The organism is Nonomuraea sp. MTCD27 (assembly GCF_041950495.1).
Taxonomy (GTDB): Bacteria; Actinomycetota; Actinomycetes; order Streptosporangiales; family Streptosporangiaceae; genus Nonomuraea.
In genome coordinates this window covers 146,598-160,215 of sequence record NZ_JBGNUW010000015.1, presented here as the reverse complement: position 1 = coordinate 160,215, position 13,618 = coordinate 146,598, and the positions used below count along the sequence as shown (strand labels likewise).

The window sequence follows — 13,618 nt, the reverse complement described above, 5'->3', positions numbered from 1 at the left end:
CCATTCACGAAGGTGCCGGCCCCGGGGCCCCACGAGGACGGTCAGCCGACCAGGAACTGGGTGGCGGCCAGCTCCCGGTAGAGGTCGTCGCCGCCGACCAGCTCGTCGTGCGTGCCCACCGCCCGCACACCGCCGCCTTCCATGACCACGATCCGGCCGGCGTTGGTCACCGTGGACAGGCGGTGCGCGATGACCAGCACGGTGGTCTCCGCGGCGACCTCGGCGATGACCTCGCGCAGCCGCAGCTCGTTGACCGCGTCGAGTTGCGAGGTCGCCTCGTCGAGCAGCAGGAGCCTGGGCTTGCGCAGCAGCGCCCTGGCGATGGCCACGCGCTGCCGCTCGCCGCCCGACAGCAGCACGCCCCGGTGCCCGACCGGCGTCTCCAGCCCCTCGGGCAGCCGGGCCACCAGGTCGTCGAGCCGGGTACGCGCGATCGCCCGGTGCAGCTCCTCCTCCGTGGCGTCCTGGGCGGCGAACAGCAGGTTCTCCCTGAGCGTGCCGGCCAGCACGGGGGCGTCCTGCTCGACGTAGCCGAGGGCGGCCCGCAGCTCGCCCAGGGGCCAGTCGCGGATGTCCCGGCCGCCGATCACGATCTCCCCGTCCTGGTGGTCGTAGAAGCGTTCGAGCAGCGCGAAGACCGTGGACTTGCCCGCTCCCGACGGGCCGACCAGCGCGGTCATCCCGCCCGGGGGCACCTCGAAGCTGACGCCGTCGTGCACGATCGGCCGGTCCTCGCCGTACCTGAACACGACGTCCCTGAACGTCACGCCGACCGGCTGCGTGTCGCCCGCCGCCGCGACGGCGACCGGCTCGGCGGGCAGCTCCTCGATCTCCTTGATCCGCTTCATCGCGGCCAGCCCCTGCTGCAGCTGCACGCCGCCCTGGACGAGCTGCCCGATCGGCGGCACGAGGTAGAACAGGTAGAGCAGGAACGCGATCAGCGACGACACCTCGAGCGTGCCCGAGGCGACCCGGGCGCCGCCCACGGCCAGCACGGCCAGGAACGCGGTCTGCACCGCCATCCACGTCGCCACTCCCGCCAGCGACGTCCATCCGGCCACCTGCAGCCCCCGGTCGCGCGCCCGCATCGCCGCGTCGCCGACCACGGCGATCTCCCGCTCCTCCGCCCCGCTGGCCTTGACCGTCCGGTACGCCTGCAGCGCCCGGTCCAGCACGGCCCCCATCTCGCCCACGGCCTCCTGGGCGTGGGTCTGCGCCCGCTGGATCTTCGGCATGATCAGCGCGACCATCCCGCCGATCACCACCACGATGAGCAACGTGACCAGCAGCAGCACCCCGTCCATGGCCGCCATCAGGACAATGGCCCCGACCAGCATGAACGCCGCACTGACGGATTCGACGACGCCGTTGGTCAGCACGGCCCGCAGCAACGTCGTGTCACCGGTCACCCGCGACAGCAGGTCGCCGGGCTTGAGCCGGTCCACGTCGGCGACCCTGAGCCGCAGCAACCGGTCCACGAGCTGGCGCCGGGCCCCGAGCACGATCCCCTCGCCCGTGCGCTCCATCAGATAGCTTCCGGCGGCCGAGACGACCGCGCTCACCAGCACCGCCGCGGTCAGCCCCAGCAACGGCCCGGTCATGGACCCGGCCTGGCCGAACGCGTCCACCACATACTTGGCCAGCAACGGCATCGCGAGGCCCGCAGCCGAGCCGATCAGGCCCAATAACCCACCCAGGACGAGGATCTTCCGGTGCGGCCGGATGTAGGCGAGCAACTCCTTGACCACCGCGTCTCCTTTCACGACATTTCTCGATTGGCTTCAACGAACGGGACCGGATGATCCGCACCAGCCAACAGCGTCAACCTAAATTGACGACCTAAGTATGTCAACTTTGGTTGACCCTCATTCTTGAGGAGGAGACAGACATCCGGAGGCGGCCCGCGGACGAATAGGGCGTCGAGGAACCCGGCCGGAACCTCGCAGTAACGATCAGCCCTTCGAAAGGACCGAACATGGAGCTCCGGATCAACCGGCGCGCTCTAGTCGGACTAGGCCTCGCCGCAGCGGTAGCCGCGTCGTCGTTGGCCGCGCTCCGCACCGACTCAGGCACCGCTTCCTCGCACCGCGAGGCTCCGGCCATCTCGAACGACCCGCAACACGACAACACCGACGTGTACGCGTTCGTGAGCCCCGACAAGGCCAACACCGTGACCCTGATCGCCAACTGGATCCCGTTCGAGGAACCCAATGGCGGCCCGAACTTCTACCCCTTCGCCACCAAGTCGCGGCACAACATCAAGATCGACAACGACGGCGACGCCAAGACCGACATCACGTACCAGTGGACGTTCCGCAACGAGGACAAGCGCGGCACCGACACGTTCCTGTACAACAACGGCCCCGTCACCTCGCTGGACGACCCGAACCTGCTCTTCCGCCAGCGCTACACGCTCAAGCGGATCACGCCTAACGACACCAAGACGCTGATCGACGACGGCATCGTCGCGCCCAGCAACGTCGGCCGCGCATCGATGCCGAACTACGGCACCCTGCGCAACCAGTCCATCAAGAACCTGCCGAACGGCGGCAAGACGTTCGCCGGGCAGTCGGACGAGGCGTTCTTCCTCGACCTGCGCGTGTTCGACTTCCTCTACGGCGGCGACCTGTCCGAGGTCGGCCAGGACACCCTCAAGGGTTACAACACCAACACGCTGGCCATCCAGGTTCCCACCGCGGACCTGGCGCTCAAGGGCGACCCCAAGCGCAACCCCGTGATCGGCGTCTGCTCGACCACCGACAAGTTCAACGGCGAATCGTTCGTGCAGGTCTCGCGCCTGTGCAACCCGCTGGTGAACGAGCTGGTGGCCTCGGCCGGCCTGAAGGACGCCTACAACGCGCTGGACCCGTCGAAGGACGCGGACGTGCAGGCGCTGGTCGACCGGGTCACCGACCCCGAGGTGGCCAGGCTGCTCCAGGCCATCTACGGCATCAAGGCGCCCGCGACCCCGCGCGCCGACCTGGTCGAGATCTTCCTGACCGGCATCGCCAAGCAGAACGGCCCGATCAAGGCCGATCTGAACTCCCAGGTGCTCAACAAGGACGCGGGCAAGTTGCGGCCCTCCGAGATGCTGCGGCTGAACATGTCCATCCCGCCCACGAAGGACCCGAACAGGCTCGGCGTGCTCGCCGGTGACCTGCAGGGCTTCCCGAACGGCCGCCGTCTCGCCGACGACGTCGTGGACATCGAGCTGCAGGCCGTGGCCGGCGCCGCGCTGACCGGCAAGCTCGTTCCCGGGCTGACGGACAAGGTGGACAGGAACGACCGGCCCTTCGGCCAGACGTTCCCGTACATCCCGCTGCCGAGCAACGTGGCAGTGAACCAGCGTTGACCCGCCTGGCCGGCCGGTTCCCTCTCCAGAACCGGCCGGTCCGCCCCGGCGGCAGACCACCCGTCTCCCATCGTCTGCCGCCAAGAAAAGGGCCGGTCGGCCGTGCTCCCCGTCACGGCCGGCCGGCCCCACATCCAGCTCTGGAGCCTTGGAAATGCGTGCCTTCGCGATATTCGCCGGACTCGCCCTGATCGGGGCGATGATCTTCACCATCCTCTCCTTCTCGGCCGTGCCCGAGCCACTGCCGGTGGCGGACGCGCAGCGCCGCGAGACACTGCAGGAGCGGCTCAAGCGCCTGCCCGGCGACCATCGCGGCTGGGCGCAACTCGCCTCCCAGTACGTGGAGGAGGCCCGGATCACCGGCGACCCGTCGTACTACACCAAGGCGGAGGGCGCCCTCGCCACCGCCGCCCGGCTGAACGGCCGCGACGACGCGGTGCTGTCCGGCCAGGCGGCGCTGGCCGCCGGCCGCCACGAGTTCGCCGGCGCGGTACGGCTGGCCGAGCGCGCCATCGACGCCAACCCGTACGGCGCCGCCGCCTACGGCGTGCTGGCCGACGCCAAGACGCAGCTCGGGGACCTGCGCGCGGCGCAGCGGGCCGTGGACAAGATGATGGACCTGCGCCCGGGGGTCGCGGCCTTCTCCCGCGCCTCCTACGCGGCCGAGCTGCGCGGCGACCGGGACGGGGCGCGCAAATACCTCGAGTACGCCCACGACGACGCCTGGAGCCCCGCCGACCTCGCCTTCACCCGTTACTACCTGGGCGAGCTGGCCCTCCACGCGGGCGACCTGAAGACGGCGACCGGCTGGTACACCAGGTCCCTGCAGGCCTACCCTGCCTACACCCCCGCGCTCGCCGGCCAGGCCAGGGCGGCGGCGCTCGGCGGCCGGCTCACCGAGGCCCTCGACCTGTACGACAAGGTGGTCCAGCGGCTGCCCCTCCCCCAATACCTCATCGAACAGGGCGAGACCCGGATCAAGGCGGGCCGGAGCGCCGACTGGACGCTGCTCAGGGCCCAGCGCAAGCTCTTCGAGGCCGCGGGCGTGCGCGACGACCTGACGTGGGCCGAGTTCGAGGCCGACCACGGCGACCCGGCGCAGGCCGTGCGGCACGCCAGGGCCGAGTACGCCCGCAACCCGGGCCTCGTCGCCGCCGACGCCCTGGCCTGGGCCCTGTTCAAGGCGGGCGAGCCCGCCGAGGCGCTCCCGTACGCCAAGCGGGCCACCGCCACCGGCTGGCAGAACCCGCTGCTCACCTACCACCGCGCCAAGATCGAGCAGGCTCTCGGCCGCTCCGTGCGAGTGGACCCCGGATTCGACCCGACGCTGTCCGCATTGGCGAGGTTCTCATGAGACCGGTCCGGCTCGGCCTGCTGTCCGTCGCGACGGGCCTGCTGCTGTCGCTGTGCGCGAGCGTCCTGCTGGGCGCCCCGGCGCACGCGCGGACCGCGGCCCACCCGCTGGGCAAGTTCACCGTCAACCACTACAACGGCCTGCGGGTCACGCCCTCCGACGTGCGCAACCTCGCCGTCGTGGACCTGGCCGAGCTCCCCACGCTGCAGGCCGAGCCGGAGGTGGACGCCACGTACGCGGCCCGCCGCTGCGCCGCCCTGGCCGCAGCCCAGCGGCTCGAGGTGGCCGGGCGGGCGGTGCCGTGGCGGGTGGCGAGCTCCGCCTTCGACCACGCCCCCGGCGAGGGGGGCCTGCGGACCAGCCGCCTGTCCTGCCGGCTCGTGGCGGAGGTTCGCGCCTCGGGGGCCGTGAAGTTCACCGACGGGTTCGAGCAGGACAGGATCGGCTGGCGCGAGATCACCGCCGTCGGGGACGGGGTCCGGCTGGCCGGCTCCTCCGTGCCCACGACGAGCATCAGCCAGGAGCTGCGGGCCTACCCCGACGACCTGCTGTCGGCCCCGCTCGACCAGCGCCAGGCGGTCTTCACCGTCTCCGGCGCCGGGCTGGGCCTGCCCGCCACGTCCTCCGGGAGCCCGGCGGACGGCGGCACGGTGTCCGGCGGCACGGTGTCCGGCGGGATCGGGATCGGCGGCCCGATCGGGGACGCGCTGGCCGCGCTGGAGCGGATGTTCACCGGGCTGATCGGCTCGGAGTCGCTCACGGTGCCGCTGGGGCTGCTGGCGGTCGGGCTGGCCGTGGTGCTCGGGGCCGGGCACGCGCTGATCCCGGGGCACGGCAAGACCATCATGGCGGCGTACCTGGCGGGCCGCCGCGGGCGCCCGCGCGACGCGGTGGTGGTCGGCGCGACGGTGACGGCCACGCACACGGCCGGGGTACTGGTGGTGGGGCTGCTGCTGACGGTGTTCACGGCGCTGGCCGGCGAGTCGGTGCTGGCCTGGCTGGGGGTGGCCAGCGGCGTCCTGATCGCCGTGATCGGCCTCCGCCTCCTCCACAACACCCGCCGCGGCCGCTCCCCGCACGGCCACGGACATGGGCACGGCCACGGCCACGGCCACGGACATGGGCACGGGCACGAGGACGAGGACGAGGACGGCCACGGCCACGATGACGGCCAGGAGCAGCCCACCAAGCGGGCGGGCCTCATCGGCCTCGGCGTGGCGGGCGGCCTGGTCCCCAGCCCCTCGGCCCTGATCGTCCTGCTCGGCGCGATCGCCCTGGGCCGTACGTGGTTCGGGGTCGCGCTGGTTACCGCGTACGGCGTCGGCATGGCCGCCACCCTCACCGTCACCGGCCTGCTCCTGGTCAAGCTGGTCGACCGCCTGGAGCGCCGCGCCTCGGCCGGCCGCCGCCTGGCCGCCAAGGTCTCGGGCCTGGCCCCGCTGGGCACCGCGGCCATGGTCGTCCTCCTGGGCGCGGGCCTGGCCCTCCGCTCCGTGGCCGCCCTCTAGCGTCCCCCTGCCCCGTCGTCGTATGGTCATGGACATGACTACTCATGCCCATGACCATCGCTAGCCGGTGGCCCTCAGGCACGCGGTGCTGGCGGCGCTGCTCGGCGGCGAGTACAGCGGCTACCAGCTCACCAAGATCTTCGACATCGGCGTCTCCAACTTCTGGTACGCCGCACCCCAGCAGCTCTACGCCGAGCTGACCAAGCTGGAGGCGGACGGCCTGGTGACGGGCCGGGAGGTGGCCCAGCGCGGCCGCCCCAACAAGCGCGTGTTCCAGGTCACCGAGGCCGGGATCGGCGAGCTCGCGGCCTTCGCGGCGACTCCCGCCAAGCCCCTGCTCATCCGCGACGACCTGATCGTCAAGGTGCACGCCGTGGACCTGCTCGACCCCGCGCCGGTGATCGAGCAGCTCCACGAGCGGGCCCGGGAGGCCGCGGCCAAGCTGGAGCTGTTCGAGCAGACCCTCGTGCGCCTGCGCGGCGACCTGGACGAGGAGACGTTCCTGCGCCAGGGCGAGCACGTCGGCCCGTACCTGTCCTGCCTGGCGGGCTGCCGGCTGGAACGCGAGATGCGCGACTGGTGCCTGCACACCGCCCGGACGCTGGCCGGCCGCGCCGACCCCGCCGCCCGCGCCGGGCGTACGGAAGGGAAGACACCATGACCACCTACACGCGTTACGTCGCGCTCGGGGACAGCCAGACCGAGGGCCTCGGCGACGGCGACGACGTCCGGGGGCACCGCGGCTGGGCCGACCGCCTGGCCGAGCACCTGGCCCGCGGCAACCCCGATCTCCGCTACGCCAACCTCGCGGTCCGCGGCCGCCTGGCCAGCCAGGTCCGCGACGAGCAGCTGGCCACGGCGCTGGCCCTGCGGCCCGACCTGGCCACCGTCATGGCGGGGATGAACGACCTCATCCGCCCCGGGTTCGACGCGGCGGCCGTGGCGGCCGCGCTGGAGGACATGTACGAAGCGCTGGCGGGGGCGGGCGCGCACGTGGTCACCGTGACGTTTCCCGACATCGGGAGGATCGCGCCGATGGCCCGGCCGCTCCGGCCCCGGGTGCTCGACCTCAACGCCCGCATCCGCGACGCCGCGGCCCGGCACGGGGTCACGCTGGTGGACACGTTCCCGCTGGAGTTCCTGACGGACGCGCGGATGTGGAGCACCGACCGCCTGCACGCCAGCCCGGCCGGCCACACCCGCTTCGCCGCCGCCGTGGCCCACACCCTGGCCCTGCCCGGCAGCGACGACACGTGGTGTCAACCGCTGCCGCCCCTGCCGCCGGCGACCAGATGGCGGACGGCGACCACCGAGCTGCGGTGGTTCGCCACGTTCGCGGGCCCGTGGATCGGCCGCCGCCTGCTCGGCCGCTCCTCCGGCGACGGCCGCACGGCCAAGCGCCCGGAGCTCACGTGCGTCCCCTAGCCGGGCGGCACAGCCGTGCCTCCCAGCTGGGCCGTCCAGCTGGCCCGCCTAGCCGTGCCGGCGGCCGCGCCGGGTCGACGGCAGGTCGTGCCGCCCGGAGAGGAACTCCTGGAACGCGATCTTGACCCTGATCACCGGGCGCCGCCACCGTTCCTCCCGGTGGATGGCCCTGGCCAGCTTGCGCGGTGAGCGCGTGGCGAAGAACCAGTGGGCCCAGGGGGAGCCGGGCCGGGCCAGCCGTAGCGCGCCCACCAGCAGCATGGGCGGCACGAACAGCCCCGCCATCCCCGTCCAGATCTTGCCCTTCAGCAGCGTGACGACGGCGAGCAGCAGGTTGGCCACGATCAGCGCGGCCGGATCGACCAGCGTGCCGTAGTCCCAGGTGAGGGGGCGCAGGCCGATGAGCAGCAGGCCGGTCACGGCGACCGCGATGAAGACCGCGTCCACCGAGGTGCGCCCCTCCTCCTCCCAGTAGACGTCGTGCAGGTGCAGGATCAGCGCGAACTCGTCCAGCACCAGCGCCGAGCCGATCCCGAACACGGAGGCCGCGGCGGCGGTGCCGACCTGCGAGCCGGGCGAGACGATGAGCGCCACTCCGCCGACTAACATCAGCACCACGCCGAACACCACGTGGTGGATGTGCATCTCCCCCACGTTGACGTTGCGGAACCAGCCGATCTTGGCCCTGATCAGGCGGACGTTGATGCGGGTGGCGATGAACGCCACGATGAGCATGACGAAGAAGCAGAACAGCGGCAGCCGTCCCGTCGCGACAATGCTTTGCTGGAACCAGTTCCCCATAGCCCTGAAGTCGATGGTACGAGCTGCCCGCACCTTTCGAGCCATGGGCCCGTCATGCCAGGAACGCCCTTAACAGTGCCGCCGTGCCCTCCAGGTGCTCCACCACGGCCCGCCTGGCCGCGTCCGGGTCTCCCGCCAGGATGGCGTCCACGATGGCCTGGTGCTGGACGGCGGCGTGGTCGAGGTTGACCTGGAGCATCGGGATGGCGTTCAGCAGGTCGCTGACCCGCGACCGGGCGTCCGCGCACGTCGTGGCCAGCAGGCTGGAGCCGGTGAGCTCGGCGATGGACAGGTGGAAGGCCGTGTCGAGGCGGCGGTAGTCCTCCAGCCCGGCCTCGTTCAGCTCCGCGATCCTGCGGCGGAGCACGGCCCGCTGGTCCTGCGTGAGGTCGGAGGCGGCCAGCACCTCGGCCGCGCCGCACTCCACTGCCAGCCGGAACGTGAGCGCGTCCGACAGGTCGGCCTTGCCCATCTCGTTGACGGCCTGGCGCAGGTCGCCGGCGTCCGGCGCGGGCGGCGTGTACGTCACGAACGCCCCCCCGTAGCGGCCCCGCCGCACGTCGAGGTAGCCCGCGTCCGACAGCGCCCGGATCGCCTCGCGCAACGTCACCCGGCTGATGCCGAGCTGCACGGCGAGCTCGCGCTCCGGGGGAAGCTTGTCGCCCGGCGCGACCACGCCCAGTTTGATCGCCTGGAGCAGCCGTTCCACGGTCTCCTCGAAGGCGTTGCCGGCCCTGACCGGGCGCAACACCGTCATCAAACGCGCCGACTCGTCCAACGTGTCCTCAGGTCTTGACAAGCGATCCCGACATACACATCAATGGTCTGAGACTAGCCCAATCAACGGGAAAGCGCGTCAGGCCAGATCGGAGCGACGTGGGCGTGAGCGAGCGACCGAGCAGCGGGTTCCTTTCCGTCGGCGAGCTGCGTGACGAGGTGGCGGCCGGGCGGATCGACACCGTGCTCCTCGCGATCGCCGACATGCAGGGCAGGTTGCAGGGCAAGAGGCTGTCGGCACGCTACTTTCTCGAGGAGGTCCTGCATCACGGCTCCGAGGGCTGCAACTACCTGCTCGCGGTGGACGTGGACATGAACACCGTCCCGGGCTACGCCATGTCGTCCTGGGACCGGGGCTACGGCGACTTCGTGATGAAGCCGGACCTCGAGACGCTGCGGCGGGTGCCGTGGCACGAGGGGACCGCGATGGTGATGGCCGATCTGGGCTGGGAGGGCGGCGGCGACGTGACCGCCTCGCCCCGCCAGATCCTGCGCAGGCAGCTCGCCCGCCTCGCCGACCGGGGCCTGGCCGCGTACGTGGGCACCGAGCTGGAGTTCGTGGTCTACGACGACAGCTACGAGGACGCCTGGAAGCGGTCCTACCGGGACCTGGTGCCGGCCAACCTCTACAACGTCGACTACTCGCTCATGGGCACGGCCCGCATCGAGCCGCTGCTGCGGCGGATCCGGCGCGAGATGGAGGGCGCCGGGCTCTACGTCGAGTCCGCCAAGGGCGAGTGCAACCTCGGCCAGCACGAGATCGCCTTCCGCTACGACGAGGCGCTCAGGACCTGCGACAACCACGTCATCTACAAGACCGGCGCCAAGGAGATCGCAGCCCAGGAGGGCCGGTCGATCACCTTCATGGCCAAGCCGAACCAGCGCGAGGGCAACTCCTGCCACATCCACATCTCCCTCCGCTCCCAGGAGGGGGACCCGGTGATGGCGGGAGAGGGGCCCCACGGGCTCTCGCCGCTCGGCGCTCGCTTCATCGCGGGCCAGCTCGCCTGCATGCGGGAGCTGACCCTCCTGTACGCCCCCAACATCAACTCCTACAAGCGCTACGTCCCCGGCAGCTTCGCCCCCACGGCCGTCAAGTGGGGCGTCGACAACCGCACCTGCTCGCTCCGGCTCGTCGGCCACGGGCAGTCGCTGCGCGTGGAGAACCGGGTGCCGGGCGGCGACGTGAACCCGTACCTGGCGGTGGCCGCGCTGATCGCGGCCGGCCTGTACGGGATCGACGCCGAGCTGCCGCTGGAGGACGCCTTCGAGGGCAACGCCTACGCCAGCGGCGCCGAGACCGTGCCGCACACGCTGCGCGACGCCCTCGCGCTGTTCGAGGGGTCGAAGCTGGCCCGCGAGAGGTTCGGCGAGGACGTGGTCGAGCACTACGCGAACAACGCGCGGGTGGAGCTGGCCGCGTTCGACGCGGCTGTGACGGATTGGGAGCTGTTCCGTGGCTTCGAGCGGATGTGAGGCATGAAGATCATCAATCCGGCGACCGAGGACGTCGTCGCGGACGTCGAGCTCGCCGACGCGGCCGAGGTCGACCGGGCGGTGGAGCGTGCCAGGAAGGCCTACCCCGCCTGGCGCGAGGTGTCGCCGGGCGACCGGGCGCGGCTGCTGAGGCGCTTCGCCGACCTGGTGGGCGAGCACGGGGAGGAGCTGGCGCGGCTGGAGCTGGTCAACGCCGGGCACCCGATCGGCAACGCCCGCTGGGAGGCCGGTGCCGTACGCGACGTCCTGCACTTCTACGCCGGTGCCCCGGAGCGCAACCACGGCAAGCAGATCCCGGTGCCCGGGGGCGTGGACATCACGTTCCAGGAGCCACTGGGCGTCGTCGGGGTCATCGTGCCGTGGAACTTCCCCATGCTGATCATGTCGTGGGGCGTCGCCCCCGCGCTGGCGGCCGGCAACACGGTGATCGTCAAGCCGGCCGAGTGGACGCCGCTGACCGCGCTGAGGCTGGCCGAGCTGGCCCTGGCGGCGGGCCTCCCCGAGGGGGTGCTCCAGGTCCTGCCTGGGGCAGGGGAGGTCGCGGGGGCCCGCCTGGTCGAGCATCGCGACGTGGCCAAGATCGTGTTCACCGGCTCGACCGAGGTGGGCAAGGAGATCGCCGCCAAGGCGGCGCGCCAGGTCAAGCGGATCACGCTGGAGCTGGGCGGCAAGTCGGCGAACATCGTCTTCGCCGACGCCGACCTGGAGAAGGCGGCCGGCACAGCGCCCTACGCCGTCTTCGACAACGCGGGACAGGACTGCTGCGCCAGGTCCCGCCTGCTCGTCCAGTCCTCCGTGTACGACGAGTTCATGGCCCTGCTCGCACCCGCCGTACAGGGCGTCAAGGTCGGCGACCCCCTCGACGAGTCCACCGAGATGGGGCCCCTGATCAGCGCCGAACACCTCGACCGCGTGCGCGGCTTCGTCGAGGGCGCCCCCTACCTCCAGGGGTCCTGCCCCCAGGGCAGGGGCTACTGGTTCCCACCGACCGTGCTGACCCCCGACGTCACCGACCGGGCGTTCACCGAGGAGATCTTCGGGCCGGTCGTGTCGGTGGCGCGGTTCGAGGACGAGGCGGAGGCCGTACGCATCGCCAACGACACGCCCTACGGCCTGAGCGGCTCCATCTGGACCCGTGACGTCGGCCGGGCGCTGCGCGTGGCCAGGGCCGTCGAGTCGGGGGCCCTGTCGGTGAACTCGCACTCCTCCGTCCGCTACTGGACCCCGTTCGGCGGCTTCAAGCAGTCGGGCCTCGGCCGGGAACTCGGCCCGGACGCCCTGGCGGCGTTCACCGAGACAAAGAACGTCTTCATTTCATCGGAGTGAACAGTCAGCGGAGTGAACGACCGATGGGCAGGGAGTGACATGCAGCGGTTGCAGGATCGGGTGGCGGTCGTGACCGGCGCGGGCAGCGGGATCGGGCTGGCCACGGCCCGCAGGTTCGCCGACGAGGGCGCCAAGGTGGTCTGCGTGGACATCGACGAGGAGGCGGGCGGCAAGGCGGCGAGCGAGGTCGTCGGCCTGTTCGTCAAGGCCGACGTGACCAGCGAGGACGACGTCGTACGGATGTTCGCCACGGCGTACGAGACCTACGGCAGCGTGGACATCGCCTTCAACAACGCCGGCATCTCGCCCCCCGAGGACGACTCCATCCTGGAGACCGGCATCGAGGCCTGGCGCCGCGTCCAGGAGGTGAACCTGACCAGCGTCTACCTGTGCTGCAAGCACGCCATCCCGTACATGCGCCGCCAGGGCAAGGGCTCGATCATCAACACCGCGTCGTTCGTGGCCGTCATGGGCTCGGCGACCTCGCAGATCTCCTACACCGCCTCCAAGGGCGGGGTGCTGGCGATGTCGCGGGAGCTGGGCGTGCAGTTCGCCAGGGAGGGCATCCGGGTGAACGCCCTGTGCCCGGGGCCGGTGAACACGCCGCTGCTGCAGGAGCTGTTCGCGAAGGACCCGGAGCGGGCGCAGCGGCGGCTGGTGCACATCCCGGTGGGCCGCTTCGCGGAGGCGTCGGAGATCGCGGCGGCGGTGGCGTTCCTGGCCAGCGACGACGCCTCGTTCATCACGGGCAGCGAGTTCCTGGTGGACGGGGGCATCTCCGGCGCCTACGTCACACCGCTCTAGGAGGTCCCGTCGCCGTGCGGCGTCCCATCATCGGCATCACGTGCTACGTCGAGCCCGCCTCGTTCACGGTGTGGCAGGACACGACCGCCGCGCTGCTGCCGTACATGTACGTGGAGCAGGTCGTCCGCGCCGGCGGGCAGCCCGTCCTGCTGCCTCCGGCCGGCGATCCCGCCGGGGTCGTACCCGGCCTGGACGGGCTCATCCTGGCCGGTGGCGGCGACATCGACCCGGCCAGGTACGGCCAGGACGCGCAAGAGCGCACCGGCTACGTCCGGAAATTTCGTGACGAGGCCGAGTTCTCGCTGCTCGCGACGGCGCTCGACGCCGGCCTACCCTACCTCGGCGTCTGCCGCGGCCTCCAGGTCCTCAACGTCGCCCTCGGCGGCACCCTCCTCCAGCACCTGCCCGACGCGGTCGGCCACACCGACCACTGCCCGGGCCCCGGCCGGTTCGGGCACCTGCCGGTGACCCCGACCCCCGGCACCCGCCTGGCCAAGGCGCTGGGCGAGGACCCCGTGACGGTCCCGCACTACCACCACCAGGCCGTCGACCGCCTCGCCCCCGGCCTCACGGTCACCGCCACCGCCGCGGACGGCACGATCGAGGCCGTGGAGCTGGACTCGGGACGGTTCGCGGGACGGTTCACGGTGGCCGTGCAGTGGCACCCGGAGGCCGCCGAGGACCACGCGCTCTTCGAGGCTCTCGTGGCGGCCTGCTGAACGACCCCACCCAGAACGCGACAACAGCCCCGTAACCCCACTAGGCTGGCGGACA

Annotated in this window: 12 protein-coding genes; 9 read left to right on the top strand and 3 right to left on the bottom strand. The window is 71.6% G+C overall.

The annotated features are described in order from the left end of the window. Positions 1-41: 41 nt before the first annotated feature. Complete coding sequence (locus tag ACBJ59_RS37920; RefSeq protein ID WP_375114987.1) at positions 42-1,763, bottom strand: ABC transporter ATP-binding protein; 1,722 nt, start codon at positions 1,761-1,763, stop codon at positions 42-44. Positions 1,764-1,975: 212 nt separating this feature from the next. On the opposite strand from ACBJ59_RS37920, the gene ACBJ59_RS37915 reads away from it, so the two are divergent. The 5 genes from ACBJ59_RS37915 to ACBJ59_RS37895 all read left to right on the top strand — a co-directional run bounded on the left by ACBJ59_RS37915 (position 1,976) and on the right by ACBJ59_RS37895 (position 7,639). Next, positions 1,976-3,352 (top strand): DUF4331 domain-containing protein, encoded by a 1,377-nt coding sequence (locus tag ACBJ59_RS37915; RefSeq protein ID WP_375114986.1) that lies wholly within the window; start codon positions 1,976-1,978, stop codon positions 3,350-3,352. A 154-nt stretch (positions 3,353-3,506) separates the two neighbouring features. Continuing rightward, positions 3,507-4,706: a tetratricopeptide repeat protein gene (locus tag ACBJ59_RS37910; protein WP_375114985.1), complete on the top strand. Its 1,200-nt coding sequence runs from the start codon at positions 3,507-3,509 to the stop codon at positions 4,704-4,706. After that, positions 4,703-6,214 carry a nickel/cobalt transporter gene (locus ACBJ59_RS37905; RefSeq protein WP_375114984.1) on the top strand — a complete coding sequence of 504 codons (1,512 nt, stop codon included), beginning with the start codon at positions 4,703-4,705 and terminating at the stop codon, positions 6,212-6,214. Before ACBJ59_RS37910 ends, ACBJ59_RS37905 begins: the two co-directional genes overlap by 4 nt. Positions 6,215-6,281: 67 nt before the next feature. After that, the gene (locus ACBJ59_RS37900; protein WP_375114983.1) at positions 6,282-6,875 is read left to right on the top strand and encodes a PadR family transcriptional regulator; all 594 of its coding nucleotides are present in this window, start codon (positions 6,282-6,284) and stop codon (positions 6,873-6,875) included. Next, on the top strand, positions 6,872-7,639 hold the full coding sequence (locus ACBJ59_RS37895; protein WP_375114982.1) for an SGNH/GDSL hydrolase family protein: 768 nt from the start codon (positions 6,872-6,874) through the stop codon (positions 7,637-7,639). The genes ACBJ59_RS37900 and ACBJ59_RS37895 overlap by 4 nt, the downstream gene beginning before the upstream one ends. 48 nt (positions 7,640-7,687) lie before the next feature. Here ACBJ59_RS37895 and ACBJ59_RS37890 read toward each other — a convergent pair whose 3' ends face one another. Both ACBJ59_RS37890 and ACBJ59_RS37885 read right to left on the bottom strand, forming a co-directional pair. Further along, positions 7,688-8,440: a hypothetical protein gene (locus tag ACBJ59_RS37890; protein WP_375114981.1), complete on the bottom strand. Its 753-nt coding sequence runs from the start codon at positions 8,438-8,440 to the stop codon at positions 7,688-7,690. 52 nt (positions 8,441-8,492) lie between these two features. Beyond that, positions 8,493-9,197, bottom strand: a complete 705-nt coding sequence (locus ACBJ59_RS37885; protein ID WP_375114980.1) for a FadR/GntR family transcriptional regulator — start codon at positions 9,195-9,197, stop codon at positions 8,493-8,495. A 125-nt stretch (positions 9,198-9,322) separates the two neighbouring features. On the opposite strand from ACBJ59_RS37885, the gene ACBJ59_RS37880 reads away from it, so the two are divergent. The 4 genes from ACBJ59_RS37880 to ACBJ59_RS37865 are packed head-to-tail and all read left to right on the top strand — an operon-like array spanning position 9,323 to position 13,563. Continuing rightward, on the top strand, positions 9,323-10,693 hold the full coding sequence (locus ACBJ59_RS37880; RefSeq protein ID WP_375114979.1) for a glutamine synthetase family protein: 1,371 nt from the start codon (positions 9,323-9,325) through the stop codon (positions 10,691-10,693). Between the two features lie 3 nt (positions 10,694-10,696). Beyond that, positions 10,697-12,040 carry an aldehyde dehydrogenase family protein gene (locus ACBJ59_RS37875; protein WP_375114978.1) on the top strand — a complete coding sequence of 448 codons (1,344 nt, stop codon included), beginning with the start codon at positions 10,697-10,699 and terminating at the stop codon, positions 12,038-12,040. A 39-nt stretch (positions 12,041-12,079) separates the two neighbouring features. Further along, complete coding sequence (locus ACBJ59_RS37870; RefSeq protein WP_375114977.1) at positions 12,080-12,844, top strand: 3-oxoacyl-ACP reductase; 765 nt, start codon at positions 12,080-12,082, stop codon at positions 12,842-12,844. 14 nt (positions 12,845-12,858) lie between these two features. Beyond that, positions 12,859-13,563 carry a gamma-glutamyl-gamma-aminobutyrate hydrolase family protein gene (locus ACBJ59_RS37865; RefSeq protein ID WP_375114976.1) on the top strand — a complete coding sequence of 235 codons (705 nt, stop codon included), beginning with the start codon at positions 12,859-12,861 and terminating at the stop codon, positions 13,561-13,563. The last annotated feature ends 55 nt before the right edge of the window (positions 13,564-13,618 follow it).